Here is a 26,893-nt window from a genome sequence, read left to right on the forward strand (position 1 = left end):
GGGGCGGAAAGTGTTCGGCGGAGTCAGTTCTCGCCGATGGAGAAGCCACCCTCGACGTCCGAGCTGGAGTAGCTGCGGAACGCGATGTGGGTCGCGCTCTTGCGCACGCCCGGCAGCCGGTTGATCTTGCCGGTCACGACCGAGGCGATCTCCTCGTGGTCGCGCACTCGGATCTTGGCGATGAGGTCGACGTCACCCGCGCACGAATACACCTCTGCGACGCCGTGGATGTCGGCGACGGCCTGCGCGGTCTCCGGGATCTGATGGATGTCGGCCTGGATGAGGACGATGGCAGTGATCATGGCGCAAGCCTAGTGGCCACCCGGCCCGTGATCGGCGATCGCGGCGCGTTCCGTGGCGCACGGATGACCGTGGAACGCGCCTCTCGGGCCGTCTGCGACCACGTCCGGCGTCGCTCGGCGCATCCGGCGGGGAGCGCGAGCGGATCGGTGGTCGCCACGATGCGGGCGCCCGGCTCGGTCATCCAACGGTAGATCAGCGCCACCTCCTCGGCGGGTGCGCCGCGCAGTGGTCCCGTACCGGGGATGACGGTCTCCGCCGACGCGACGAGGGCGTCGACGACGGGCATGGGGGAGACGCCGCGCCGCGCCCGGCCGGCGGCCGCGAGCCGCCCGTGCCGGACGACGGCGAACTGCCAGCCGTGCTCGCCGTCCGGGCGCGCGACGACGATCTCGGCGATCGCGCACAGCGCGGCGAGCCGCTGGCAACGCCCCAGCGTCTCGATCGTCAGCGCCAGCCGATCACGGTGGCGTGCGGCGGTCTCGAACATCTGCGCCTCGGCGAGATCCTCCAGCCGCTCGGTCAGCTGGTCGAGCAGGTCGTCGCCCTCCCCGCGCATCAGCCGGCGGGCCGCGGTGACCCGGGGCAGGTAGTCCGGCACGGTCTGCGGTCGCGGCGCGGCCGCGTGACATCCGCCCGGGCGTCGGACGCCGTCGTCGGTGGGACACCAGTGGTAACCGTTCGCCCCGAGGCGTCTGGTGCACGTGCGCAGTCCCGCCGCCGAGGAGATGACGTCGGCGACCGTGGCGGCGTCATTGCGGTTGCCCACCGGGCCGATCGACTCGTCGGTCGGGGTGCGGCTGACCTTCAGGCGCGGAAAGCGCTCCTCGGTGAGGGTGATCCACCATCCCTTGTGGGGCTGGGTCGAGCGCCGGTTGTAGGCCGGGGCGTGCGCGGCGAGGAGTCTCAGCTCCCGGACGGCCGCCTCGAGCGCGTGTGAGCACTCCACGACGTCCACGCGCTCGGCGAGCAGGACCATCTCGGTGATACGGCGTCGAGGGTCGCTGCCGTTGAAATACGAGAGGACGCGGCGACGCAGGTCCACTGCCGTGCCGACATAGAGGACCTCGTCCGACGGCCCTCGGAAGAGATAGACGCCGGGACGGGACGGCACATGGTCGGCGAGGTGGCGCTTGGCGCGTAGCCGGGGATCGGTCCGGGGGAGATACGACGTGAGGTCGCCGACCGTCGAGATGCCCTGATTGCCGACGCGCTCGAGGAGACGGTGGAAGACCTCGACGGTGGCGCGGGCGTCGTCGAGGGCCCGGTGGGTCGGTCGTACCGCCACGTCGAAGAGTTCGGCGAGATGCCCCAGCTTCACGGTCGGCGCCTCGTCGCGCGAGAGGATGCGCCGCGCCATCGTCACCGTGCACAGGCTGAGGCCGAACGGCCAGTCGAGGTGTAGCCGGATCGCGTTCTGACGCAGGAATCCCATGTCGAAGCGCGCGTTGTGGGCCACGAGTATCGCGCCGCGGGCGAATTCCAGGAAGGAGGGCAGCACCGACTCGATGCGCGGGGCGTCGGTGACCATGGCGGTGGTGATGCCGGTCAGGGTGACGATCTGCGGCGGGATCGGCCGACCGGGGTCGACCAGGGTCGCGAACTCGCCGATGACCTCGCCGCCGCGGATCTTGACCGCCCCGATCTCCGTGATGCGGTCGTTGACCGGGTCGGAGCCGGTGGTCTCGAGATCGACGACCACCAGGGTGGTGTCGAACAGGGCGCGGTCGCTGAACTCGTCCGCCGGGGCGTCGGTGCCGGCGCCGTCGGCCGCCTCGAGGTCGGCGAACGTGAGTTGCCCGAGCGTCTGTTCGGCGGCCCCGGTCCGAGCTGCCCCGGTCCGATCTGCTCCGGTCCGATGTGCTCCCGTGCGCGTCACGTGGCGAACACTAGTTCGACCCACCGACATCTCGGTCACCTGGGCTGCTGTGACTGGTGTGGCTCGTGATTCGAACGCCGTGCGAATTTCTTGTCGGTGGGCCGTCCTAATCTCCACGGCGAAGTGAGAAGTCGCCGCGACGAGGCGGCGAATGTCACCCGACGACCCGCCCGAGACGGGCCCGGATGGGCCCCGACGGCCAGATGAGATGGAGATCACACGATGCATGTCGACTGCGCCACCTGCCCGGCCCGTCCCATCGCCTGTGACGGATGCATGATGACGGTCCTCTTCGGTGCTCCGAACTGGGAAGACGCGCCTGTCCGAGGTGGAGCCCCGGTAACGGCAGTGGGGGGTGACGACGATGTCGAACTGGACCTCGCGATCGGTGTGTTCGAGTCTGCTGCGATGATCACACCCGAGGGTGCACGATCTGCAAGATCAGCGAAAGCTGCACGTCAGAAGCCTTTCCGAGTCATCTCGTCGGCGGATCTGCGCGCCGGCTGATCCGGGCGTCGACGTCGGGCGTCGGTCGCCTAGTGGACACGGCGCCGACGATTTCGTAACCTTTCTGAGACCTTTGCGGAGCGTCCCGCTTCAACAGAAGTGGTCCGCACAAGTCGCCGCCTAATCGCCCCTTGTGGGCGAACCGGGGAACCACTTTCTTCGGGAGCACGTGGCCAGCGGTGCCCACCGGCATGACCTGCTGACACGTCCCGAATCGGGGTGAATCGCGTCAACGCGTATGCGTGTCCGCTTGCGGATACGCCTGTGCCGAAAACGCGTAGGGCCACTCTTCCGGCCCGAACCCGACAGCTAACTCGGTCGGCGGTACAGGGAGAATTTGAAGGAGAACTCGCTTCGTGGCCAAACATCGTTTGGAGACCCCCAATCGCGGGAGCAAGGCCGCCAAGAAGGCGGTGATCGCTGGATCGATCACGCTCGGTTCGCTCGCCGCCGCCGGCGCCGGACCTGCCCTCGCCGCCCCGGTGCACACCCCGCTCGGGACCTTCGAGATGCCGGCCCTGCCCGGTGAGAAGAAGGCCGCACCGGCGCCCAAGGCCAAGCCGGTCGCCAAGTCGCCCGCCGCCACGGTCGAGATCCCGAACCTCGGTCAGTTCACCATCCCGGGTGTCGACCAGAACCAGGTTCCGCAGCAGTTCCGCCCCAACGGTGGCGGAATCAAGAACTTCGGCCAGCCGCGCCTGAGCGTCGGCGAGAAGGCCGTGAAGGCCGCCGAGAGCAAGATCGGCGCCCCGTACTCCTACGGTTCGGCCGGCCCGGACGCCTTCGACTGCTCCGGTCTCGTCTACTGGTCCTACAAGCAGGCCGGCAAGACCATCCCGCGTGACAGCTACGGCCAGCTCGGTGGCGGCCGCGCGGTCTCGTACGCCGACGCCAAGCCCGGCGACGTGATGATCTTCAACGGTGGCGGCCACGCCGGCATCTATGTCGGCAACGGCATGTTCATCCACTCCTCGACCTACGGCGTGCCGGTCAAGCGCGACGCCGTGAAGGAGTGGCAGCTCACGGGTATCCGTCGCTACTGATACGAACTGAACAACGACAGGAGAGGGCGGGTCGCGAGCACATGGCGATCCGCCCGATCCAGTCCTCGGGGTGAAACGAACCGGAGCGGTTCGGGGGGAGAACCGCACCGGTGGCCCGGGGCAGACGAGCGGTAGAGGAGTGGTTGACACCGTGTTTTCCGGGGAGGGGCGAGTGACCGCATCACGGCCGGGTGCACGTTCGGGACCGCTGACGCTCGTCCTGTGTCTGCTTGCGGCACTCGCGACCGTCGTCCCGCTCGTGACCGGCGGCGCCGGCCGCGCCGTGGCCGCGCCCGGCCAGTCGACCGACCAGCTGCTCACCCGGTACAAGCAACTCGGCATCGAGGCCGAGAAGACCACCGAGGCGATGCACAACGCCAAGATCGAGTACGACAAGCAGCGCGGCATCGTCGTCGAGGCCAAGAAGGCCGCGGCCGACGCGCAGGCGAAGCTCGATCGGAGTCGTGCGCAGCTGGCCGACCACCAGGAACGGGTCGACGCCATCGTCCGCGCGAGCTACCGCGGCGCCCGCGTCAGCGGTCTCTACGCCGTGATGGTGAGCGACTCCCCGCAGGCGCTGCTCGACCAGATGTCCGGTCTTGACATGATCGCGCGCCAGGCGGCGGCCGATCTGACCGCGATCAAGAAGATCCGTGCCCGTACCGAGGCCGCCAAGAAGGAGGCCGAGGCCACCGCGATCAAGGCCTCCGAGGCCGTGTCGCGCGCCGAGCGCGTCCGTGGCGACCTCCAGGCCAAGCAGGCCAGCCTGCAGATGCAGGCGGTCAAGATCCGCGCGATCTATCAGACGATGACCGGCAAGCAACTCGCCGCGCTCCGCGGGGAGAAGTTCGACTTCGACCCGCGTCTCGTCCCCAGGGGAACCGCCCCGGCGCTCGTCGCGGTGCACGCCGCACTGACCCGCCTCGGCGATCCCTACGTGTGGGGTGCGACCGGCCCGCACGCCTTCGACTGCTCGGGTCTGATGGTCTGGGCCTACAAGCAGGCCGGCAAGACGCTCCCGCGGTCGAGCCAGGCGCAGATGGCCGGCGGTACCCCGGTGGCACGTGAGGATCTCCAGCCCGGCGACCTGATCATCTACTACCCGGACGCGCACCACGTCGGCATGTACATCGGCGAGGGCTACGTCATCCACGCCTCGACCTTCGGCGTGCCGGTCAAGATCGAACCCCTCGACGAGGCCGGCCCGTACAACGCCGCGCGCCGGTTCTAGAATCCTCTGGTGGTTTCACTCCGTGGGCGCCGGGGCCCGACGCTCGCGGCCCCGGCCCTGCTGATCACCGGGACCCTGCTGGTCTCCGGGACGCTCGCCGGATGCTCTGACGCGGCGTCCACGGACGCCCGGCCGGCTGGGTCGTCGATCAGCACGACGTCGACGACCACCTCCGAGAACATCTACGAGCAGCAGCGCGCCGAGGGTGTGACACAACTGCTCGACACGCTCACCGACTCGCTCACCTCCGGTGACGCGCGCAGCGTGGGCCGACTGGTCGACGCGTCGGCGATGCCGCAGTTCCGCGACCGGTTCGTCACTGCGGCCGATAACCTGCGCGCCGCCCGCCCGGACACCGCCGGCGACGACACGTCCGGTCCACTTCGCTTCGCCCGCTTCCGATATCAGCTCGCGCCCACCGAGGAGGCCGAGACGCTGGTGCCGATGCAGGTGCAGGAGCGGCTCAGCGCGGCAGGCAGCTCCGACGCCTGGGTCGCCCCGGTGGAGCTTCGTTACGCCCTCGGTGGGCAGCGGGCGCCCGGCGTCGACGAACCCGAGGTCGTCGTCGCCACCCAGTTCGTCGTCGCCCGATACGGCGAAGAATGGAAATTGGTGGGGGACACCGCCCTTCTCGACGCGGCCCCGACCCCGATCCAGATGTGGGAACTGCCCGGCCTCACCGCCTCCGACGCGGCCACCGCCGGCGGGACGTCGGTGGTCGCGTCCTATCCCGACACCGGCGACACCGCGCGGTCGCTGCGCACGCAGCTGCCCGCGGCCGTCGACGCGGTCACCGGGTTCTGGGGGCCCGAGTGGGAGCGCCGTGCCGTCCTCGTGACGACCGCGGAGGACTCGCAGTTCGAGTCCCTCGTCACGCAGGCGCGGGGAATCACGGGGACCGCCGCGGCGGCATCGATCTTCAGCCGCGTCGACTTCGCGCAGCGTGTCGCGACCGGTCAACGGGTGGTCTTCACGCCCGCGGCCACCGACCTCGCCGAGCCCATGCTCGCGGTGGTGCTGCGCCACGAACTCACCCACGTCGCCGCACGGGCCCGGACCGCCTTCGACGCCCCGCTGTGGATCACCGAGGGAGTCGCCGAATACGTCGGACGCAAGGGCACGTACCGCAGGCTCGCCGACGCCGCGCCCGACCTCGCCGACGCCGTCCGAGCCGATGCGACGCCGGCCGGACTGCCCGACGACGCGGCGTTCGCGATGGACGGGGAGGCCTCCCGGATCGCCTACCAGAGCGCGTGGTCGGTGGCCGCGTACGTGGCCGACCGTTACGGGCCCGAGCGACTCAAGAAGCTCTATCTCGGCGTCGCGGCGAGCGGAGAACCGGAACGTCAGAACGCCGCCATCCGTTCTGCACTGGGCGTCGATCGGGACCGGCTGGTCGCCGACTGGCGCCGCTGGCTCGACAGACAGGTCGGATGATGCCTCGAACCCTGTTGATCACGAATGACTTCCCGCCGCGCCCCGGCGGAATCCAGTCGTATCTGGAGAATCTCGTCGACCTGCTGCCGCCCGAGGACGTGGTCGTGTACGCGCCCCGGTGGCGGGGCCGCTCGCACATCGAGTTCGACGCCAGGGTGCCGTACACCGTGTACCGGCATCCCACGACCCTCATGCTCCCGACGCCGTTCGTCGCCCGTCGGGCCGCCGAGATCATTCGGCGCGAACAGATCTCGACGGTCTGGTTCGGCGCGGCGGCGCCGCTCGCCGTGCTGGCGCCGGTGGTGCGGCGGGCCGGTGCCCGACGGGTCCTGGCGAGCACCCACGGTCACGAGGTCGGGTGGTCGATGTTGCCGGGAGCACGTCAGGTGTTGCGGCACATCGGCCGACACACCGACGTCGTCACGTTCGTCAGCAAGTACACGCGCGGTCGTTTCGCCGCTGCGTTCGGCGCCGATGCCGCGCTGGAGTACCTGCCGCCCGGCGTCGACGTGAACCGCTTCACACCGGATCCGGTCGCCCGACAGGAGATCCGGGATCGGCACGGGCTGGGGGACCGCCCGACGATCCTGTGCCTGTCGCGACTGGTGCCGCGCAAGGGCCAGGACGTGCTCATCCGTGCGCTGCCGTTGATCCGCCGGACCATTCCGGAGGCGGTGCTCGTCATCGTCGGCGGTGGCCCGTATGCGGAGAAACTGCACGCGCTGGCGGAGTCGACCGGGGTGGGCGAGCACGTGATCTTCACCGGATCGGTTCCGTCGGAGGAACTCTCGGCGTATCACAACATCGCCGACGTGTTCGCGATGCCGTCGCGCACCCGGGGCGGCGGCCTCGACGTGGAGGGCCTCGGCATCGTCTACCTGGAGGCCTCGGCGACCGGGATACCGGTGATCGCGGGACTCTCGGGCGGTGCGCCGGAGACGGTGGTGGAGGGTGTCACCGGGACGACGGTCGACGGCCGGGACGTGGACGCGGTCGCGATGGCCGTGCTGTCGATCCTCGGCGATCGCGCGACGGCGGCCGAGATGGGCGCCGCGGGACGACGTTTCGTCGTCGAGAACTGGCAGTGGAGCCAGATGGCGGCCCGGCTGCGGCAGCTGCTCTAGACTGTCGGCTCTCGAGCACGGCCACCGCAGCCGGGACCACTCACCTCACTTGGCGTAGATCGCCTCGATGTCGCCGGAGTACTTCTCGACGACGACATTGCGCTTGACCTTGAGGGTCGGGGTCATCTCGCCGGTCTCCTCGCTGAAGTCCGACGGCAGGATGCGGAACTTCTTGATCGCCTCGGCCGAGGAGACGGTCTTGTTCGCCTCGTCAACGGCGGCCTTGACCTCGGCGAACAGATCCTCGTCGTCGATCAGGTCGGCGACCGTGGCATCGGCGGGCTTGCCGTTGCGCTCCTTCCAGGCCGGGAATGCCTCGGGGTCGATGGTGATGAGCGCGGCCACGAACGGCTTGGCGTCACCGACGACCATCGCCTGCGAGATCAGCGCGTGGGCGCGGATCACGTCCTCGAGGCCCGCAGGGGAGACGTTCTTGCCGCCGGCGGTGACGATGAGTTCCTTCTTGCGGCCGGTGATGGTGATGAAGCCCTCGGAGTCGACCGTGCCGAGGTCGCCGGTGTGGAACCAGCCGTCGACGATCGCGGTCGCGGTGGCCTCCGGGTTCTGCCAGTACTCCGAGAAGACGACCGGGCCGCGCAGCAGCAGCTCGCCGTCTTCGCCGACACGGACGGAATTGCCCGACAACGGCTTTCCGACGGTGCCGATCTTCCACGCGGACGGGGTGTTCACGCTGAACGCCGCGGTGGTCTCGGTGAGGCCGTAACCCTCGAAGACCGGGATGCCGACGCCGGAGAAGAAGTGGCCGAGCCGGGCGCCGAGCGGTCCGCCGCCGGAGATCGCCATGCCGCACTCCCCGCCCAGGGCCGTGCGCAGCTTCTTGTAGACCAGCGCGTCGAAGACGGCGTGCTTGGCCTTGAGCAGCAGACCGATGCCGCCCTTCTCCCGGGCCTCGGAGTAGGCGATCGCGGTCTCGGCCGCGGCGTCGAAGATCTTGCCCTTGCCCTCGTCGTGGGCCTTCTGGCGGGCGGAGTTGTAGACCTTTTCGAACACGCGCGGCACTGAGAGGATCAGCGAGGGCTTGAACACCGCGAACTCGTCGACGAGGGTCTTGATGTCGCTCGTGTGGCCGACCTCGGCGCCCGCCTCGATGGCGACCAGCGTGATCGCGCGCGCGAGGACGTGGGCGAGCGGGAGGAACATCAGCAGGCGCTTGTGGTCACGCTGCCGGAGTTCGTCGAGGATGTCGCCGGCGAGGATCGCCTTCATCTCGGCGAGCATGTTCGAGTGGGTGAGGATGCAGCCCTTCGGGCGGCCGGTGGTGCCCGACGTGTAGATCAGGGTCGCGGGGTCGGCGGCGCCGAGCGTCGCTCGGCGCTTGGCCACCTCGTCGTCATCGATGTCCGCGCCGGCGGCGGTGAGCTCCTCGATGGCGCCCGGGCCGTCGGTGCGGTCGATCTGGAAGACCTTGACCGGCTGGGGCAGCGACTCGATGGATTCGAACGCGGCACGGTGGGCGTCGTCTTCGAGGACGATCGCGACGGCGCCGGAATCGCGCATGATCCACTCGATCTGGCTCGCCGAGGAGGAGTCGTAGATCGGCACGGTGATGGCGCCGGCCGACCAGATGGCGAAGTCGACGAGGTTCCACTCCAGGCGCGTGCGCGACAGGAGCGCGACGCGGTCGCCGGGGGCCACGCCGGAGGCGATCAGGCCCTTGGCGATCGCGGCGATACGTGCGGCGGCGTCGGCGGCGGTGATCGGTGCCCAGGTGCTGCCCTGCTTGTGCCGGAACACGATGTGCTGGGGCGATCGTTGCGCCAGCCCGAAGATGATGTTCGTGCAGTTCTCGTCATCGGCGATCGAGAACTTGGCCGGCACGCTGTACTCGCTCATCGTGGTTACCCTCCAGTAGATGCCAATGTGCCGATGGTATCCCTGCTGCAGAACGCACGTGTTCGGGCCACCGCCTTCGGGTGCACTACCCTGCGCCGACACGAGTATGTGAAGCTAGGGGGCGTGACGAGCATCCAGGTGGCCGACGAGGTCTTCGTCGCCGCGACCCCGGCCCTGAGCACGGCCGTGATCGGCAATCCCGCCAATTGGCGCCGGTGGTGGCCCGACCTGCGTCTCACGGTGACCGAAGACCGTGGGGAACAAGGGGTCCGGTGGCGCGTCGACGGGCCGGTGGCCGGGACGATGGAGATCTGGAACGAGGCGGTACTCGACGGCTTCGTCCTCCACTATTTCCTGCACGGCGAGCCGACGGGGCCGCTGCCCGGGGAACGTGGGGACGACCCGCAGGCCCGCGCCGATTCATTGGCCGAGGAGAACAAGCGCCGGCGCGTGGCGGGCAAGGACATGTCGTTCGAGGTGAAGCGGCGCCTGGAGGAGGGCCGCGAGGTCGGCGGGCCCGCCATCGAGACATCGGCGGGGGTCGGGTAGATGGCCGATCACACCGAACGCGACATCGTCATCGGCGCCGACGCCGACGCCATCATGGCCGTCATCGCCGATTTCGAGCACTACCCGGAGTGGGTCACCGCGGCCCGCGCGGTCGAGGTGCTGCGCACCGACGACGCCGGTCGCGCGCTCGAGGTCCGCTTCGAACTCGATGCCGGCGTCCTGCAGGACACCTATGTCCTTGCCTACGAGTGGGATCCGGATGGCACCTCGGTGTCGTGGCGGCTCGTCTCCAGCGATCTGCAGAAGGATCAGCAGGGCCGTTACATCCTGACCCAGCAGGTGCCGGGCTCCACCAAGGTCACCTATCAGCTCATGGTCGACCTCCGGGTCCCGATGATCGGCCAGCTGAAACGCCGTGCGGAGAAGGCGATCACCGACGCCGCGCTGCACGACCTGAAGAAGAGGGTCGAAGGCTGATCGATCTCACCCCCATCCATGTGGTGCTCGGTCCCGGAGGTTCCGGCGTCTCCGCGATCGCCGCTGCCGCGGCATCCCAGCGACCCGGCACATCCAGGGATTCCCGTCGTGTCGTCAGCCGGGCCGAACAGCACACCCTGCTCGTCACCGTCGACCGCTGGTCGCCGGTGCACGACTGGGCCCGCGTGTACCGCCGGCCCGGTGAGCCGGTGGCGGTCTCCAAGCACCTGCACCTGCTGGCGCTCGACCGTCTCGACCTCACCGAGAAGACGTGGTCGGCCTTCGTCGACGTGCTCACTCACACGATCGGCCACAGCAAACACGTGCTGCCCGGTGTGTCGACGCTGGCGGGCATCGACGCCGCGGAACTGACCTCGCTGCCGGGCATCGACGACTTCCTGCTGCTGCGCCGCATCCGCGACGAGGCGACGAGCGGGCAGTGGCAGCGCATCGTCGTCGACTGCTCGGGCTGCGGCGACCCACTGCAGTTCCTGCGCGGCGGGTCGGTGCTGAGCCAGGCCCTCAACCGCTTCTGGCCGCGACACCGGCGCCTCGCCGCCGCGGCCGAACGCCCGGTGATGGCGCAACTGACCGCCGCCGTCGACGCCATCGACCGCGACTGTGCCGACGTCGCCGAACTGTTCGGCGATCCGCACGCGGTCGCGATCCACCTCGTGCTCGGTGCCGAGGACCGGACCCGGCGGCTGGCCGGGCGCTACCTCGCCGGCGCGGACGTGATGGGGCTGCCGCTCGCGTCGATCCTCGTCAACCGCGGGGTGGGCGGCGAAGCCGCGGACGACCTCGTCGCCCACGTAGAGGGGCTTCTCGATCCCGCGGAGGGGGACGGCCCGGTGCGGGTCGGCACCGTCGAGCGGTCGGACGAGACGATCGACCGGATGGCGCGGGTGCGCAAACTCGGCGTGCGCCTGCCCGACCCGCACGGCGTCGCACGCGGGTCGGCCGCGGCGACGGTCGACGTCGTCGCCGACGGAGAGCCCGGGCGGCCGGAAACGCCCGCCTACCGGCTGTCGTGGCCGCAGCGGCTGCCCGACCCGGATTCGTTGGCGCTCGGCCGAAGCGGTGACGACCTGCTGGTGACCGTGTCCGGATTCCGGCACCCGGTCCGACTGCCCTCGGTGCTGCGACGATGCCTGGTGACGGACGCCGCATGGGAGTCCGGCCGGCTGTCCGTCGGCTTCGTGCCCGATCCCGCCGTCTGGCCCCGCCGGTAGTCGTCGGGGCGGTTGCACTCCGGTACGTTCGAAGACCGCGCGGTCGACACCTGCGCGGTACGGTGCCTGGGATGCCTGTACAAGCGGGAGGGGAGAGACGCGAATGGCCACGGACGACGGGACGTCATCCGGCGGCGGGCCCGGCCGTGACGACCACGGCGGACACGCCGACCCGGTCCGGGATCTGCTGCTCGGACTGGCGAACCAGATCGACGCGCTGGCCGCCCTCTTCGCCGGGGCCGGCGGGGGATCGCGCACCGGGGGCTCCGACGAGCGGGAAGGCGACGGCGCGGCGGGTTCACCGCTCGCGGCCTACGCGGCGGTGTTCGGCGCAGACGGCCCGGTCGGTCACGCGCTTGCCGGCGCGTCGGGGGAGATCACCTCGCTGTTGAGCGAGATCGGGGACCTGATCGCCCGGTTGCTGGCTGCGATCATCGCGGTGCTGGAGGCGATCGCGGAGGCGCTGCGGTCGTCCCCGGCCACGGCCACGGCCCCGCGCCACTACGAACCGATCGCGGTGCGCATATCCGCGCCGCGGAACGAGACGACCACCGGACCCGACCAGGAGCAGTGATGGGTGAGCTGACGATCGGCATCGACATCGGGGGCACGAGCGTGCGTGCCTCGGTCGTCGACGACCGGGGCACGATGCTCGACACCCTGCGCGCACAGACCCCGTCGACGGTGGAGGCCCTCGAGCACTGCCTCGACCGGCTCGTCGGCGAGCTGACCTCCCGGTGGGACGCCAAGGCCGTCGGCCTGGCCATCGCCGGGTTCCTCACCACCGACCGCAGCATCGTGCGCTTCGCGCCGCACCTGCCGTGGCGGGAGGCCCCCGTCGCCGAGGACATGACCCGCCGCCTGGGCATCCCGGTCTACGCCGAACACGACGCGAACGCCGCCGCGGTGGCCGAGGTGCGCTACGGCGCGGCCGCACGCGGACACAACACCGTGGTGCTCGCGATAGGCACCGGCATCGGCGCGGGCCTGGTGATCGATGGCGAGATCTACCGCGGAAGTTTCGGCGTCGCACCGGAACTCGGACACCTCACGATCGTCCCCGACGGCCGCGCTTGCGCGTGCGGCAAGCGGGGATGTTGGGAGAGGTATTGCAGCGGAACGGCTTTGGTGGACACCGTGGTCGAGCTGCTGGCCGACGGCGACTGGGGACGGAGCCAGCTCGCCGCTGACGTCGCGGCCGACCCCGGCTCACTGACCGGACGCCGCGTGGCCGGCGCCGCCGCCGACGGCGACGCCGTGGCACTGGCCGCGTTCGCCAGGTTCGCGACCTCGCTGGGGCAGGGCCTGGCGATGATCGCCGACATCTTCGACCCCGACCTGATCGTGCTGGCCGGCGGCGTCGGGGCGGCGTCGGGTCTGTTCCTCGACGAGGCCCGCGAGCACTACGCCCGGCAGATCACCGGCGCCGGTCACCGCCAGCTCGCGCGCATCCGCGGCACCCAGCTGGGCGAGACCGCGGGCGTGGTGGGAGCGGCCGAGGTTGCGCGCCAACAATTTCGGGCCGCGCAGGAGAAGAACTCGGAACAGCCCGGAGACCGTAGGGTCGCGGGCCGCTAGAAACCGGATCCCCTGCGCGGTCTCGGACGCAGGTATGGTTCTGGTGTCGGGGCCGCGCCGAAGGCGACGGCCTCATCGGATCGGGGTCCGCAGTCGACGGGGACCGCGGGTCAGGCGAATGTGCGCGGCGAGGAGAGTCTCATGTGGTACTGGCTGTTCAAGTACATCTTCCTGGGGCCGTTCCTCCGGATTCTGGGGCGTCCGACGATCGAGGGTGAGGAGAACATCCCCGCCGACGGTCCGGCGATCCTGGCCAGCAATCACCTGGCCGTGATGGACAGCTTCTTCCTGCCGCTCATGGTCAACCGACGCATCTACTTCCTGGCCAAGAGCGAGTACTTCACCGGCACCGGTCTCAAGGGCGCGTTCCAGCGCTGGTTCTTCACCGCCGTCGGCCAGATCCCCATCGACCGGTCGGGCGCCGCGGCGGCCGAGGGCGCGTTCATCGCCGCCCGCCGCCAGCTCCGCAAGGGCAAGCTGATGGGCATGTACCCGGAGGGCACCCGTTCGCCCGACGGCCGCCTGTACAAGGGCAAGACCGGCCTCGCCCGCCTCGCCATGGACACCGGCGTCCCCGTCATCCCGGTAGCGATGATCGGCACCGAGAAGTTCAACCCGCCCGGCACCATCCTGCCGCGGCCCTGCAAGGTGACCGTCCGCATCGGCAAGCCCCTGAACTTCGCGCGTTACGAGGGCATGCAGGGCAACCGTTACATCGAGCGTGCCGTCACCGACGAGATCATGTACGAACTCATGCAGCTGTCGGGCCAGCAGTACGTCGACGTCTACGCCGCGACGCTGAAGAACAAAAAGCCCGAGGTCGAGCCGCCCGCGGCGGACGCCGCCTAGAGCCGCCCGCGGCGGACGCCGCCTAGAGCCGCCCGCGGCGGACGCCGCCTGGAGTCGGTCGGCGGACGCCGCCTGGAGTCGGTGGGCGGACGCGGCCCCCTGAGGGCTCAGCCCGCTTCGCCGACCCGTGTCTCGTCGAGGGCGGCGCGCAGATCCGGAATCCAGCCGCGGTCGGCGGGGACGACGTCCTCGTCGTCGAGCTCGCGCAGCTGAGCGGCGGTGAACCAGCGCATGTCGAGATGTTCGAGCGCGGCCGGCGTGCCCGAACGCAGCCGTGCCCGATAGGCGTGCAGCACAAGACCGTTCGGGAGGGGCACCGGGGATCCGACCGGGCGGCCGGCCTCGACCTCGGCGCCCAGCTCCTCCCGGATCTCCCGGACCAGGGCCTGCGCGTGCGTCTCACCCGATTCGACGCGACCGCCGGGCAGCTCCCACTTGCCGGCGAGTTCCGCGGGATGGGCGCGTTTGGCCAGCAGCACCCGGTCGCCGTCGATGATCGCGGCCGCGACGACGTCCTTCGGGCGGCCGTCGGCGGGCGCGGCGTCGCGGTGGGCACGGGTCGCGAACAGCCAGCCCATCGTGACGAAGGTGGCGATCGGCCACGCCGCCCCGAAGATCGCGTCGACCGCGTCGCCGGGTCGCGGGCCGTATTCGTCGAGGACGCGCAACACCCACGGAACGCCGATTCCGGCGACCACGACCCACATCGCGAGCACGGCGCGGGCACCGGGGCGTCGGGCGCCGGGCCCGTGGACCAGCCAGATGGCCAACGGGACCACCCAGACCCAGTGGTGCACCCAGGAGATCGGCGAGACGAGCAGTCCGAAGAACTGCACGACGAGCAGGATGCCGAGTAGGTCCGACGTCGCCATCCCGCGCCAGGCCAGGATCGCGAACACCGCCGCCACCAGGACGCCGACGAACCAGATCCAGCCGCTCTCGACGTCGTGATCGACGAACCGCGACAGCGTTCCGCGCAGGCTCTGGTTCATCACCTCCTGGACGGGACCGATGCGCTTGGCGTCGCCGAGCAGGGTGCCGTAGTAGGTACGGGTCACCTCGGGGAAGAGCAACAGGCATCCCAGGACGGTGTCCACGAACGAGATCGCCGCCCACAACGCGCCCCAGGGGCGCCGGGCGGCGAGATACCAGAGTCCGGTGACGGCCGGGGTCAGCTTGATGCCGGCCATCAGGCCGATCAACACACCTGAGCCGATGACGCCGCGGTCGCCCGGTGACGGCGACGGCCGGCGCGCCCAGTAGACGGCCAGCAGGGTGCCCAGCATCAGGAACAGGTTGATCTGCCCGTAGTCGAGCGTGACGCGGACCGGCTCGCACCAGATCGCCGGCGCCGTCCAGAGCGCGGCGGTGAACTGCACGTCGGTGGTCTTGCCGACCAGACGCAGTGCGAGCACCACGCATGCGTAGAGCGAGGCGAAGGTCGCCAGTTGCCAGCCGATGGCGACGATGTCCCACGGGATCAGCGACAGCGGGTAGAGGACCACCGCCGCGAACGGCGGGTAGGTGAAGGGCAGCGCGAAGTCGGTCTCGCCGGCGTAGGTGAACAGATAGAGCGACCCGTCGGTCAGACCCGCCGACCCATCACGGTAAACATGCAGGTCGACGAAGTTCCTGCCGTTGACGGTCAACGTGTCCCAGACGAGCCGCGCGATGATCGACGCCGCCAGGAAAGCGGTCGCCAGCACAGACCTGGAGCGCACGGAGTACCAGGGTAGCCAGCCCGGGGTGCCGATGGGAAAATGTGCGTCAGACCCGTCACGCCGACCGTCTCGGATGCGGCCTGCGGCGGTGAACCTGTGAATACTGTCCCCATGCGGTTCTTCTACGACTCCGAGTTCATCGAGGACGGAAACACCATCGAGTTGGTCTCGATCGGAGTCGTCGGCGAGGACGGTCGGGAGTTCTACGCGGTGTCCACCGAGTTCGACCCCGGCCGGGCGGGGGACTGGGTTCGAGCCAACGTGCTGCCCAAGCTGCCGTCCCCGGCGTCGCCGGTCTGGAAGGACCGTCGCCGGATCCGTGACGAGCTCCTGGAGTTCCTCACCGCCGACAGCACCGACATCGAGCTGTGGGCGTGGGTCGGCGCGTACGACCACGTCGTCCTCTGCCAGCTGTGGGGTCCGATGACCGCGCTGCCCCGCGCCATCCCGCGCTTCACCCGCGAACTGCGGCAGCACTGGGAGGCCGCCGGCCGCCCGCCGCTGCCGCCTGCCCCGTCGGATGCCCATGATGCGCTCAGCGACGCGCGGCACAACCTGCGCCGCTGGGAGGCCATCGAGAAGGCCCGCGCCGGCCAGGGGAGATGACCCGGCGACCGGTCCGCGGAAATCGAGTTCGGTGGGATGACAGGAGATCCGACCCTGCCCGCCGACCACGGGTGACGACTCCATTAGGCTGAAACCGTGGTGAACTGGACCGTAGACGTTCCGATCGACGAACTCCCCGAACTGCCGCCGCTGCCCGGTGGCCTCCAGGAGCGCTTCGACGACGCGATGAGCAGGCCCGCCCTGCAGCAGCCGAGCTGGGATGCCGAAGAGGCCCGCCGGATGCGCACGGTCCTGGAGTCGGTGCCGCCGATCTGTATGCCGGCCGAGGTCGAGTCGTTGCGCAGCCAGCTCGCCGCCGTGGCCGAGGGTCGCGCGTTCCTCCTGCAGGGCGGTGACTGCGCGGAGACGTTCGCCGACAACACCGAACCGCACATCAAGGCCAACATCCGCACGCTGCTGCAGATGGCCGTCGTCCTCACCTACGGCGCGAGCCTGCCGGTGGTCAAGGTCGCCCGCATCGCGGGGCAGTACGCCAAACCGCGCTCGTCGGACACCGACGCGCTGGGCCTGCCGTCGTACCGCGGTGACATGGTCAACGGATTCCCGGCCGACGAGGCCGTGCGTCGCCACGACCCGTCGCGCCTGGTCCGCGCGTATGCGAACGCCGCCGCGGCGATGAACCTCGTGCGCGCCCTGACCCAGGCCGAGGCCGACCTGCACCGCGTCCACGACTGGAACCGGGAATTCGTGCGGACCTCGCCGGCCGGCGCCCGGTACGAGGCGCTGGCCTCGGAGATCGATCGCGGCCTGCGTTTCATGGACGCCTGTGGCGTCACCGACTCGAGCCTCAAATCGGCGGCGATCTTCGCCTCGCACGAGGCCCTGGTCCTCGACTACGAGCGCGCGATGCTGCGCCTGGCCGACAACCCGAAGGGCAGCGAGGACGCGGAGAAGGTTCTCTACGACCTGTCGGCGCACTTCCTGTGGATCGGCGAGCGCACCCGTCAACTCGACGGCGCGCACATCGCCTTCGCCGAGCTGATCAACAACCCGATCGGCGTGAAGATCGGCCCGACCACCACGCCTGAGCAGGCCGTCGAATACGTCCGGCGACTCGACCCGCGCAACGAGCCGGGCCGGCTCACCCTGGTCGCCCGCATGGGCAACAGCAAGGTGCGCGAGGTGCTCCCGGCGATCGTCAGCGCCGTCGAGGAGACCGGGCACAAGGTCATCTGGCAGTGCGACCCGATGCACGGCAACACGCATGAGTCGTCCACCGGGTTCAAGACGCGACACTTCGACCGCATCGTCGACGAGGTGCAGGGCTTCTTCGAGGTGCACCGTGCCCTCGGCAGCCATCCCGGCGGCGTGCACGTCGAGCTCACCGGTGAGGACGTCACCGAGTGTCTCGGTGGCGCCCAGGAGATCTCGGACTTGGACCTCGCCGGCCGCTACGAGACCGCCTGCGATCCGCGACTCAACACCCAGCAGTCGCTGGAGCTGGCGTTCCTCGTCGCGGAGATGCTGCGGGGCTGAGAAAGGCTCGTCAGCCGACCGCGAGATACGTGCTGCCGACCCAGAATCCGGCGGCGCCGAGTCCCGCGGCGACCAGCAGCACCAACAGGATCCACAGGATCGACGCCAGGCGCGATCCGCCGACGAACTCGGGTTCGGGATCCGGTCCGTCGTCGATGTCGGCGGACCGGCGCTGCGCGCGACGGTGCTCGCGCACGAGCGCCGGTGACGCGTCGCCGACCGCGGCGACCGGACGCGCCGGCGCGGGATCCGCAGGGACGTCTGGTGCGGAATCGCCCGGTTCGTAGGGGCCCGGCCGGGATTGCACGCGCGTGCCGCGCCCGGCCCGTCCCACGGGATCGACCGCCCGGTGACGCGCACGAATCTCCCGCTCCCGGGACCGACGCGGCGCGGGCACGGTGAACGGCGGGAGATCGAGCTCGTCGGCCACCGCGAGCAGGTGCTGCTGCATCTCGAACCCGTCGGCGTACCGGTCGGCGGGATTCCGCTCGGTCGCGCGCAGCACGATCTCGTCGAGCTCGGCGGGCACCCCGGCGATCACGTCACCAGGCGCGGGCACATCGTAGGAGAGGCGCTGATAGGCCAGCGCCAACGGCGAGTCGCCGTGGAAAGGCGTTCTGCCGGTGAGGAGTTCGAACATCATCACGCCCATGGAGTAGACGTCGCTGCGCGCGTCGGCATGGGTGGACTCGACCTGCTCGGGCGAGAGGTAGGCGGCGGTGCCGAGGATGACGCTGGCCGAGGTGACCCCGGCCTCGGCGACGGCCCGCACCAGACCGAAGTCGGCGACCTTCACCTCGCCGGCATCCGAGATCAGCACGTTCTCGGGTTTGACGTCCCGGTGCACCAGGCCGGCGGCGTGCGCGGTGCCGAGACCGCCCAGCACCGGATCGGCGACCGCGACGACCGCGTGCGGAGGCATCGGACCGCGCTCGCGCAACAGTTCGCGCAGGCTGCCCCCGTCGACGAGCTCCATGACCAGGAAGGCGACCCCGCCGTCGATGCCCTGGTCGTACACGGCGACGAGACCGGGATGCTTCAGCCCGGCGACCGCGCGGGCCTCGAACTCGAAGCGTCGCAGGAACTGCGGATCGCCGGAGTACCGGGGGTCCATCACCTTGACCGCCACGTCGCGGCCGAGGCGCAGGTCGACGCCGAGGTACACCGCCGACATGCCACCCCGCGCGATGGGTGCGTCGATGCGGTACCGGTCCTCGAGGACGGTCCCGAGCATCGTGTCGACGGGGGAGTTCACGACGCTGAATCTACCTGCAGGACCGCGCGGTCGGGGCCATCGGTGGATGTGAGCCCGGCCGGTGTCGCCCCCGTCGGGCGGTCGGATGTGTGCCAGGCGGCGGGTACTGCGGTTTCACCGTCACCAGGCAGCCGCTACGCTGCATCACGTGGGTTCCCTACCGTTGTCCCCGGACACTCTGCCCCCTGACGTCGAGACGCTCACGGTCGACGATGTCGCCAAGCGACTCAAGGTCTCGACCAACCGTGTCCGCACCCTGATCCGCGATCATCACCTGCTCGCCGTCTCCCGCGACGGTCAGCCGGCCGTGCCCGCGCTGTTCTTCGACGACCTGGGCGTGGTCAAGCACTTCTACGGCCTCGTCGAGGTGCTGCTCGACGGCGGGTACACCCGCGACGAGGCGATGGTGTGGCTGTTCACCGTGCACGAGGACCTGGGTCTCCACCCGGCTGCCGCGCTGCACACGCACTCGGCGCGAGAGGTCATCCGCCGGGCGCAGGCTCAGGCCTTCTGACCCCGTTCTCGTCCGCAGGGGCGTCCGACGCCTTGTCGCGAGCGGATGCCGCGGGTGTGGGGGTGCCCCACGCCCATCTGCCGAACCGGCCGAGGCGCAACGGATCCGGTCGCAGCAACGACCAGGCCGCGAGACCGGCGAGCACAAACGCCAGCACGAGTTCGAACGGCTTGTAGAAGACGATCGCGTCGTCGGGCTGGAAGACGATCAGCATGAACGTCGACGCCCCGACGACGGTCGCATACGCCCAGCGGGGTAGCGTGAACGCCACCGCGACGGCCAGGGCCCACGTGTAATACCAGGGGAGAGTGGACGGTTCGAGCAACAGGACCGCGAGCATCGCCCAGGCGATCCCGGCCACCGCGGTCCGCTCGTCGTGGCGCTGCCGCCACCACAGGCCGACGAGGACGAGCGCCAGCACGACCGACCCGATCGCGCGCGTGACCTCCAGCACCGGCTGCAGATTCAGCGCCACGAACGGCGCGGCGACCAGCGTGACGAGATGTGCGACGAGGGTCGGGATGGTGAACCAGTTGATGATCACGTCGGCCCAGCCGAGGCCGGTGAGCCAGCCGAGTCCCAGCCCGATCACCAGGGTCCAGAAACCGAAGACCGCGAGCGAGACCCCGACGATCGCGGCGAACACCTTCACCACGTCGCGGGCGGCCACCGCGCGCTCGGAGCGGATGTGCGACAGCCAGATCCACAACACGAAGGGCACCGCGATGGCGGCGGTGATCTTGATCGACACCGCCATCGCCAGCGCCGCGGTGCCCCAGGCGTGCCGGCCGGACACGACCAGCGCGACGCCGGTGGCCAGCACACCCATCATCAGCATCTCGACGTGCGGTCCGGCGACGATGTGGATGAGCACCATCGGGTTGAACAGCGCCAGCCACAGACCGGCCTGCGGAGAGGCGCCGAAATGCGTTGCCAGCCGGGGGATCGCCCACAGCGAGAGGAACAGGCCGGGCAGCAGGACGAGCCGGATCGCGAGCACACCGGCGACGACGTGGTCGCCGGTGATCTCGGTGACCACGCGGAACAGCCCCATCGTGAACGGGCCGTACGGCGCGGTTGTGGTCGCCCACACGGTGGCCATCGAGTCGACCAGCGGACCCGGATTGTGCGCGGGCCCATCGGCATACGGATCGAAGCCGGCGCCGAACACCGCTCCCTGCGCGAGATAGGCGTACACGTCACGGCTGTAGACCGGGGCCGCGACGAGCAGCGGCGCCGCCCAGGCCGGCAGCCAGCGCTGCAGGGTCCGGACCGACGGCACGTCCGCGGCGTCGGTCCGATCCGTGCGCGCGCCGATCACGCGGCGCCCCAGCCGAACCCACGCGAACACCAGGCAGAAGACACCGGCCCAGAACAGGACGCCGGAGACGTTCTTGCCGTGGCCGTAGCCGATCCAGCCGAGGTGCAGGTCGGTGGGCACCGACCAGTTGCGGGGCGGGTCGCCCACGCCGAAACTGCCCAGGCACACCAGGATCGCTCCCAGTGCGCCGATCGCGAGGTCGCGGCGGGTGCTCATGCCTCGCGATGCGCGGTCCGGTGGGCCACCGCGGTCAGTTCGGCCCGGATGTCGTCACCGATGTCCGCGGAGGACAGCGCGTCGAGCGCTTTGCCGAGCAGGTCGTCGATGGCGGTCTCCATCTCCGCGACCGCACCGACCTCGACGAGGATGCCGCGTGCGGAGGTCAGTTCGGCGTCGTCGAGTGGCCGTCCGATCAGGTCGCGAAGGCGTTGTCCCACGGCGGGATCGGAGTCGTCGGCACGACGCAGCGCGGTGCCCAGCAGGGCGGTGCGCTTGCCGGAGACCAGGTCGTCGCCCGAGGGCTTGCCGGTGCGCACCGGGTCGCCGAACACGCCGAGCAGGTCGTCGCGCAACTGGAACGCGATGCCCAGGTCGTGGCCGATGCTGCGCAGCGTCCCCACCAGGTCCTCCGACGCCCCGGCCAGGCGCGCGCCGAGTTCGAGCGGGCGCGCCACGGTGTAGGCGGCGGTCTTGAACTCCATCACCCGGTAGGCGGCCGCGGCCGAGTCGTCGCCGCTGGCCTCGTTGACGATGTCGAGGAACTGGCCGCCGAGCACCTCGGTGCGCATGGCCGCCCAGGTGGCCCCGACCGCGGGCGGCAGGGCGCGATGGTCGCGCACCCCGCCGGTCGAGTCGGTCGGAACCCCCGGCCGGTGGTCGTGCACCAGGTCGTCGGCCCACGCGAGTGCGAGATCGCCCGCGAGGATCGCGGCCGCCACCCCGTGCTCGGCGGCGTCGCCCGCCCAGTCGGCCTCGACGTGCCGCGACTGGAAGACACGGTGCAGCGTCGGGTTCCCGCGGCGTGTGTCGGAGTGGTCGATGATGTCGTCGTGGATCAGGGCACAGGCCTGGACGAGTTCGAGTGCCGCGCCCACGCGCAGCGCATCCGATGCCTCCCGGCCGACGGGGGAGTCGGGCGCCGCGTCGGCCCGTGCCGACTCGGTCATCCCGCAGCGCCAGCCCGCGAACGCGAAGACCGGCCGGATGCGCTTGCCGCCCTGCAGCACGAAGTCACGCACCAGTTCGGCCGCGGTGCCCACCACCGGGGCGATCTCGGCCGCCGCGGGTACCGCGACGTCGAAGAAACGGCGCAATTCGGTCTCGACGGCCGCCGGGACCGCATCGAGCGAGGTCGGCGTGGGGGAGGCGGAGGTCACCCTGCCAGGCTATGCGAATCGCTCTCTACACTGAGCGGGTGACCCCAACCGCTCCGGCACCCTCGATCGTCGAACGCCTGTCCGCCCCGCACCGTGGACCGGTGCCGTTCTCCGTCGAGTTCATGCCGCCGCGCGACGCCGAGGGCGAGGCCCGGCTGTGGCGCGCGGTGCGCATCTTCGAACGGTTGTCCCCGGCATTCGTGTCGATGACCTACGGCGCCGGCGGGTCCACGCGTGACCGCACGGTCCGCATCACCGGCGAACTCGCCGCCCAGACCACCCTGCTCCCGGTCGCGCACCTGACCGCGGTCAACCACAGCATCGATGAGCTGCGCGCCTTGGTCGGGGCGTACGCCGACCAGGGCATCACCAATCTGCTCGCGCTGCGCGGCGACCCGCCCGGGGATCCGCTCGGCGAGTGGGTCAAGCACCCCGACGGCGTCGAGTACGCGGTGGAGCTCGTCCGCCTCATCAAGGAGCTCGGCGACTTCCACGTCGGCGTCGCGTCGTTCCCGGAGGGTCACCACCGCGCGATCGACCTCGAGCACGACACCGCGAACCTGGTGAACAAGCTGCGCGCGGGCGCCGAGTACTCGATCACCCAGATGTTCTTCGACGTCGACGACTACCTGCGGCTGCGCGACCGCGTGTGCAAGGCCGACCCCGAACAGGGCGCCAAGCCGATCATCCCGGGCATCATGCCGGTCACCTCGCTGGCGAGCATCAGGCGCATGGCCTACCTGTCCGGTTCCAAGATCCCGCCGGCGGTGGAGGAGCGCTTCGCGCGGGCCGCGGGCAACGGGCCGGAGGAGGATCGCGCGGCGGTCCGCGCGGTCGGCATCGACTTCGCCACCGAGACCGCGCAGCGGCTCATCTCCGAGGGCGCCCCGTGCCTGCACTTCTGCAGCCTCAACTTCGCCAAGGCCACCTCCGAGGTGCTCGCGCGCCTCGGCGTCGACGTGGACGCCGCGCTGCACGTCCCGGCCTGACGCTCACGGGAGCCGGTCGGGACGTCCGTCGGGCACCGGTCGTCAGGTGTTCGTGCCGGACCCGTCGCCGGTTCCCTTCGCGGCCGGTGCCGGAGAGGTCGGGTCGGCCGCGGCCGCCAGTCCCTCCGCCGACAGGTTCGTCTGGGCCGGCTTGCCGACCGGCCGTCCGGGGCGCGGTCCCTTGTAGCGCATCTTGTAGGCCATCCGCACGATGACGGCGACCACGAGCAGGCACACGATCGCCAGGAACCACGACCAGCTGCTGACCGCGGCGGTCGCGGGGTCGGGGTAGGTGGCGTCGGCACTGAAGTCCGACGGCTCACCCGGCTGTGGGGTCCAGGTGACGGTCGACTCGCCGACCTGGTCGCCGTTGGTTGCGGTGACCGGCCCGGCGAAGGTCACCGTGAGCTGCACATAGTCCTGCTGCCGAGGGTTGAGCTCGGACAGGTCGGCGTTGCCGCGGAACCGCACGACCTCGCCGCTGCGCTTGGCGTTCAGGTCCATCGACAGCGACGTCTCGCCGTAGGCGTCGGAGATGATGTCGCCGAGCTGACCGAACTGCCCGGCGGTGAGATCGGAGAAGCTGGCGCGGGTGCCCACCCGAGACACGGCCTCGTCCTTGTCGTTCTTGTCGTCGGAACCCTCGTCCTCCGGTGCCTCCTTGTAGTTGGTCACCGAGACCTGACCGAGCATCGACTCCGGGATGTCGAGCTGCGGCGCGCCCTTCGGGTTGTCCGGCGAGGTCGCCACGATGACGCTGCCGGAGTAGCGGTCGCCGACCGTCGTCGACCGCTCGAGGCAGCCGGCGGTCAGCGGTGACAGCAGCAGCGTCACCAGGGCCAGGGCCAGCGGGGTCAGTCGGCGGGACCTGCCACGGGTCCCGCCGGGGGTCGGTGCATCCAGTTCGGGATTCGACGATCGCACGCTGCTCATCGTGCCAGACGCTCAGCCGAAGATGCGTCTGCGCCGCAGGACGGCGTGGGCGGCGATGTATCCGCTGGCCCCGGTGACGCCGCCGCCGGGATGGGTCGACGCCCCGGCGAGGAACAGGCCGTCGGCGCCGGGCACGCGGTGTCCGGCGAGGTCGGGGGTGGGACGCCACATGAACATCTGATCGATGGACATCTCCACATGCATGATGTTGCCGCCGATCATGCCGAGCTCGTCCTCGAGGTCGGCCGGCGTCTGGACGAACCGGTGGGCGATCGAGTCGGCGAAACCCGGTGCGTGGCGGCCCACCTCGGTGCAGACCGCGTCGGCCGCGGTGCCGGCGGCCGACGCCCAGCTGGTCTTCGCGGCGCCCGCCGTGTGATTCTCCGCGAGCCGGTACGGATGCCACTGAGCCCACAGATTGACCACGTGGCGGCCCTCGGGGGCGAGGGTCGGGTCGATCGCCGAGTAGCTCATCGCCACCACCGCCGGTCGCGGCGGCAGTTCGCCGACCGAGGCGGCGGCGTGCGCACGGACCAGATGGGATCGCTCGGTGACCAGCAGCCCGAGCGCGGAGTGCACCCCGTGCGCAGGGAGGTCACCTGGCAGGTCCCGGTAGGCGGGCAGCGCGGTGGTGCCCAGGCGCACGGCCATGCCGATGCCGGTGCCGACGACGATGTCGCGCCGCCACCGTTGGATGGTCGCGGCGTCGAATCCGCCGCGTGACAACAGATCCAGCGTCGTCAGCACATGGCAGGCGCTGATCACGGTCGGAGTGCACCGCCGCTCACCGGACGCGGTCTCGACTCGCCAGTGGTCGCCGCAACGGGTGATCGACACGGCCGGGTCGCCGCACGAGACGCGTCCGCCGTCGGCGCCGATGCGGCCGACCAGGGCATCGGTCAGTGCCCCACTCCCACCCACCGCGCGTCCCGGCGGGATCTTGTGCATCAACGCGGCGAAGCCGATCATCGGCGCGGTGCCGGGCGCGCTCATCGGCGGGCCGGACTGCGCGCCGAACCAGGCGAGCCCGGCCTTCAGGTGCTCGGAGTCGAACCACCGGTCGAGCAGCGCGTCGCCCGGGGCCATGAGCTCGGCGGTCAGGTTCAGCATCGCGCCGCCCCGCCGGCCGACGGGGCCGGTGCGCGCCGTCGACGAGGTCGGCCCCAGGCCGGCGAAGGAGCGTCCGAACCGTCCCATGGTCGCGGGTCGGTAGAACGCGTCCATCACCGCGGCCGCACGCGGCGCCCAGGTCCGCACGAACTCCCGGTAGGCCGCGGCATCGCGTGCGCCACAGGCCTGTTCGATCGAAGCGCAGGTGGCGTCGAGGTCGGTGCGGAACACGATCGCCGGCGCCGAGTCGGTGGCCGGGACGAAGGCCCACGGGTCGCAGTCGATGTAGCGCAAGCCGTGCGCGGCGAGGTCGAGGTCGTCGAGAACGGGGGAGTGCCGGATCATCAGGTGCGCCGACGAGCCGCGGTCGACGCGGTGACCGGGGAATCGTTCGACGGTCGTGACCGCGCCGCCCGGGATCGTGTCGCGTTCGAGCACCTCGACGTCGCGGCCGGCCCGTGCCAGGTAGGCCGCGGCGATGAGCCCGTTGTGGCCGCCACCGACGATCACCGCGTCGCGCCGAACGCCGTGCGGGCCGGTGGATCTCGAGCGGCCGGTGGTCATCGCGCGTGCGCCCGTGGTTCGGCGGCCGGCGGACGGAACTCGAGGGGGAGCGGGCGGCCCAGGAAGGCGAACGGCCTCGGGTCGCCGGTGAAGGTGAAGTGTCGCAGCACATCCCGGAAGCCCATGCGCCGGTAGAGCGACCACGCGCGGTTCTGTTCGGCCGGGATCTCCGGTGTGGAGAGCAGGACGTGGCGTTCCGGACGGTTCGCGAGCAGGTTGACCAGCAGCCACTGTCCGATGCCGCGGCCCTGGGCGGTCGGGTGCACGTGGAGCTCGGTCAGCTCGAAGTAGTCGCGGGCGATCGCCTCGATGTCCTCGGGGGAGCGGCCGGTCTGTCGCAGGCCGAGCCGCAATTGCTGGTTCCACCACTGACCCGTCGCGCCGGTGTAGCCGTAGGCGATGCCGACGAGGACGTCACCCGGGTCGCGGCCGATCGGCGGGGCGAGGCGGCGGCGGGCGGCCGGCATGGCCTGGGCCTCGTGGGGTGGGAGGGTCGCGATCGCACCGATCGCGCGCCAACCGGGCCGGGCGATGTGTTCGCGCCACAGCGCCGCCCGGTGGATCTCGGTGCCGCGCGGGTAGCCCATGGCGGTGACGTAGACGTCGAGCGCCGGGTCCAGCCAGATGCGCGAGTCCTGGCCGCTCAGGGTCACCAGCCGGACGGTCATCGCCGGACCGCCCGTCGGATTGCCGTGGGCGTCCACACCCGGTGGGCCGATGTGTTCTGGACCATCAGGTGGGGCTGTCCTCTCGATGCCGTCTGTGTAGGGGCCGAATCCCGGGTCCGGAATTCGGGTCACGGGCCCAACGTTGGATCCGTTGCGTTCAACCTATGTCTAGCGCACCGACCGGTCGATCGGTGCGTCACACCGAGGTGACGGTCCACGCCTTGAAGAGGCGACGGCCGCTGGCTATATTGAACGTGTCGAACGGATGTTCGATGAATGTGCCTCCGCCAGCTGTTCGCGTTCATCCGACGACTCGAG

Annotated in this window: 24 protein-coding genes and 1 riboswitch; of the genes, 14 read left to right on the forward strand and 10 right to left on the reverse strand. The window is 70.5% G+C overall.

From position 1 onward, the window contains the following. Nucleotides 1-23 precede the first annotated feature (23 nt). Nucleotides 24-302, reverse strand: a complete 279-nt coding sequence (locus ABFT43_RS06575) for an Lrp/AsnC family transcriptional regulator (RefSeq protein WP_347959568.1) — start codon at nt 300-302, stop codon at nt 24-26. Beyond that, nucleotides 299-2,209: a DEDD exonuclease domain-containing protein gene (locus ABFT43_RS06580; RefSeq protein WP_457590105.1), complete on the reverse strand. Its 1,911-nt coding sequence runs from the start codon at nt 2,207-2,209 to the stop codon at nt 299-301. The genes ABFT43_RS06575 and ABFT43_RS06580 overlap by 4 nt, the downstream gene beginning before the upstream one ends. A gap of 584 nt (nt 2,210-2,793) precedes the next feature. Then, a riboswitch (cyclic di-AMP (ydaO/yuaA leader) is annotated at nt 2,794-3,025 on the forward strand. Nucleotides 3,026-3,042: 17 nt separating this feature from the next. Here ABFT43_RS06580 and ABFT43_RS06585 point away from each other — a divergent pair. The 4 genes from ABFT43_RS06585 (at nt 3,043) to ABFT43_RS06600 (ending at nt 7,521) form a co-directional block, all read left to right on the forward strand. Then, nucleotides 3,043-3,729 (forward strand): C40 family peptidase, encoded by a 687-nt coding sequence (locus ABFT43_RS06585; RefSeq protein WP_347959570.1) that lies wholly within the window; start codon nt 3,043-3,045, stop codon nt 3,727-3,729. Between the two features lie 151 nt (nt 3,730-3,880). Beyond that, nucleotides 3,881-4,960, forward strand: coding sequence for a C40 family peptidase (locus ABFT43_RS06590; RefSeq protein WP_347959571.1), 1,080 nt, complete (start codon nt 3,881-3,883; stop codon nt 4,958-4,960). Nucleotides 4,961-4,969: 9 nt separating this feature from the next. Continuing rightward, nucleotides 4,970-6,397: a hypothetical protein gene (locus tag ABFT43_RS06595; protein ID WP_347959572.1), complete on the forward strand. Its 1,428-nt coding sequence runs from the start codon at nt 4,970-4,972 to the stop codon at nt 6,395-6,397. Next, entirely contained in the window at nt 6,397-7,521 is a 1,125-nt protein-coding gene (locus tag ABFT43_RS06600) for a glycosyltransferase family 4 protein (protein WP_347959750.1), read from the forward strand. The genes ABFT43_RS06595 and ABFT43_RS06600 overlap by 1 nt, the downstream gene beginning before the upstream one ends. A 45-nt stretch (nt 7,522-7,566) precedes the next feature. On the opposite strand, the gene ABFT43_RS06605 is transcribed toward ABFT43_RS06600, so the two are convergent. Beyond that, complete coding sequence (locus tag ABFT43_RS06605; RefSeq protein ID WP_347959573.1) at nt 7,567-9,375, reverse strand: AMP-dependent synthetase/ligase; 1,809 nt, start codon at nt 9,373-9,375, stop codon at nt 7,567-7,569. Between the two features lie 108 nt (nt 9,376-9,483). Between ABFT43_RS06605 and ABFT43_RS06610 the strand changes: the two genes are divergently transcribed. From ABFT43_RS06610 to ABFT43_RS06635, 6 genes are all read left to right on the forward strand, one after another. Continuing rightward, nucleotides 9,484-9,924: a hypothetical protein gene (locus ABFT43_RS06610; RefSeq protein ID WP_347959574.1), complete on the forward strand. Its 441-nt coding sequence runs from the start codon at nt 9,484-9,486 to the stop codon at nt 9,922-9,924. After that, nucleotides 9,925-10,362 (forward strand): SRPBCC family protein, encoded by a 438-nt coding sequence (locus tag ABFT43_RS06615; RefSeq protein ID WP_347959575.1) that lies wholly within the window; start codon nt 9,925-9,927, stop codon nt 10,360-10,362. It begins immediately after the preceding gene. 20 nt (nt 10,363-10,382) lie between these two features. Next, on the forward strand, nt 10,383-11,594 hold the full coding sequence (locus ABFT43_RS06620) for an ArsA family ATPase (RefSeq protein ID WP_347959576.1): 1,212 nt from the start codon (nt 10,383-10,385) through the stop codon (nt 11,592-11,594). 103 nt (nt 11,595-11,697) lie between these two features. After that, complete coding sequence (locus ABFT43_RS06625) at nt 11,698-12,168, forward strand: hypothetical protein (RefSeq protein ID WP_347959577.1); 471 nt, start codon at nt 11,698-11,700, stop codon at nt 12,166-12,168. Continuing rightward, nucleotides 12,168-13,172, forward strand: coding sequence for an ROK family protein (locus ABFT43_RS06630; RefSeq protein WP_347959578.1), 1,005 nt, complete (start codon nt 12,168-12,170; stop codon nt 13,170-13,172). Before ABFT43_RS06625 ends, ABFT43_RS06630 begins: the two co-directional genes overlap by 1 nt. 141 nt (nt 13,173-13,313) lie before the next feature. Next, nucleotides 13,314-14,021 carry a lysophospholipid acyltransferase family protein gene (locus tag ABFT43_RS06635; RefSeq protein WP_347959579.1) on the forward strand — a complete coding sequence of 236 codons (708 nt, stop codon included), beginning with the start codon at nt 13,314-13,316 and terminating at the stop codon, nt 14,019-14,021. Nucleotides 14,022-14,128: 107 nt separating this feature from the next. Here the strand turns inward: ABFT43_RS06635 and ABFT43_RS06640 are convergent, their stop codons facing one another. After that, entirely contained in the window at nt 14,129-15,727 is a 1,599-nt protein-coding gene (locus ABFT43_RS06640; protein ID WP_347959751.1) for a mannosyltransferase, read from the reverse strand. A gap of 126 nt (nt 15,728-15,853) precedes the next feature. Between ABFT43_RS06640 and ABFT43_RS06645 the strand changes: the two genes are divergently transcribed. Together ABFT43_RS06645 and ABFT43_RS06650 are read left to right on the forward strand one after the other, a co-directional pair. Continuing rightward, nucleotides 15,854-16,348, forward strand: coding sequence for a polyadenylate-specific 3'-exoribonuclease AS (locus ABFT43_RS06645; RefSeq protein ID WP_347959752.1), 495 nt, complete (start codon nt 15,854-15,856; stop codon nt 16,346-16,348). A 96-nt stretch (nt 16,349-16,444) separates the two neighbouring features. After that, the gene (locus ABFT43_RS06650; RefSeq protein ID WP_347959580.1) at nt 16,445-17,845 is read left to right on the forward strand and encodes a class II 3-deoxy-7-phosphoheptulonate synthase; all 1,401 of its coding nucleotides are present in this window, start codon (nt 16,445-16,447) and stop codon (nt 17,843-17,845) included. 10 nt (nt 17,846-17,855) lie between these two features. Here the strand turns inward: ABFT43_RS06650 and ABFT43_RS06655 are convergent, their stop codons facing one another. Continuing rightward, nucleotides 17,856-19,100, reverse strand: coding sequence for a protein kinase domain-containing protein (locus ABFT43_RS06655; protein ID WP_347959581.1), 1,245 nt, complete (start codon nt 19,098-19,100; stop codon nt 17,856-17,858). Between the two features lie 148 nt (nt 19,101-19,248). On the opposite strand from ABFT43_RS06655, the gene ABFT43_RS06660 reads away from it, so the two are divergent. Continuing rightward, the gene (locus ABFT43_RS06660) at nt 19,249-19,614 is read left to right on the forward strand and encodes an Rv2175c family DNA-binding protein (protein WP_347959582.1); all 366 of its coding nucleotides are present in this window, start codon (nt 19,249-19,251) and stop codon (nt 19,612-19,614) included. On the opposite strand, the gene ABFT43_RS06665 is transcribed toward ABFT43_RS06660, so the two are convergent. Both ABFT43_RS06665 and ABFT43_RS06670 read right to left on the reverse strand, forming a co-directional pair. Then, nucleotides 19,583-21,151 carry an alpha-(1->6)-mannopyranosyltransferase A gene (locus ABFT43_RS06665; RefSeq protein ID WP_347959583.1) on the reverse strand — a complete coding sequence of 523 codons (1,569 nt, stop codon included), beginning with the start codon at nt 21,149-21,151 and terminating at the stop codon, nt 19,583-19,585. The genes ABFT43_RS06660 and ABFT43_RS06665 overlap by 32 nt on opposite strands. Next, the gene (locus tag ABFT43_RS06670) at nt 21,148-22,311 is read right to left on the reverse strand and encodes a polyprenyl synthetase family protein (RefSeq protein WP_347959584.1); all 1,164 of its coding nucleotides are present in this window, start codon (nt 22,309-22,311) and stop codon (nt 21,148-21,150) included. Before ABFT43_RS06670 ends, ABFT43_RS06665 begins: the two co-directional genes overlap by 4 nt. Nucleotides 22,312-22,322: 11 nt before the next feature. Between ABFT43_RS06670 and ABFT43_RS06675 the strand changes: the two genes are divergently transcribed. Continuing rightward, complete coding sequence (locus tag ABFT43_RS06675) at nt 22,323-23,300, forward strand: methylenetetrahydrofolate reductase (protein ID WP_347959585.1); 978 nt, start codon at nt 22,323-22,325, stop codon at nt 23,298-23,300. A gap of 42 nt (nt 23,301-23,342) precedes the next feature. Here the strand turns inward: ABFT43_RS06675 and ABFT43_RS06680 are convergent, their stop codons facing one another. From ABFT43_RS06680 to ABFT43_RS06690, 3 genes are read right to left on the reverse strand one after another with little or no spacing between them, the layout of a single operon-like run. After that, nucleotides 23,343-24,233 carry an LppM family (lipo)protein gene (locus ABFT43_RS06680; protein ID WP_347959586.1) on the reverse strand — a complete coding sequence of 297 codons (891 nt, stop codon included), beginning with the start codon at nt 24,231-24,233 and terminating at the stop codon, nt 23,343-23,345. Nucleotides 24,234-24,245: 12 nt separating this feature from the next. Further along, complete coding sequence (locus ABFT43_RS06685; RefSeq protein ID WP_347959587.1) at nt 24,246-25,907, reverse strand: phytoene desaturase family protein; 1,662 nt, start codon at nt 25,905-25,907, stop codon at nt 24,246-24,248. Next, complete coding sequence (locus ABFT43_RS06690; protein WP_347959753.1) at nt 25,904-26,575, reverse strand: GNAT family N-acetyltransferase; 672 nt, start codon at nt 26,573-26,575, stop codon at nt 25,904-25,906. Before ABFT43_RS06690 ends, ABFT43_RS06685 begins: the two co-directional genes overlap by 4 nt. Between the last annotated feature and the right edge of the window lie 318 nt (nt 26,576-26,893).

This window comes from Gordonia aurantiaca (assembly GCF_039939235.1).
GTDB lineage: Bacteria > Actinomycetota > Actinomycetes > Mycobacteriales > Mycobacteriaceae > Gordonia.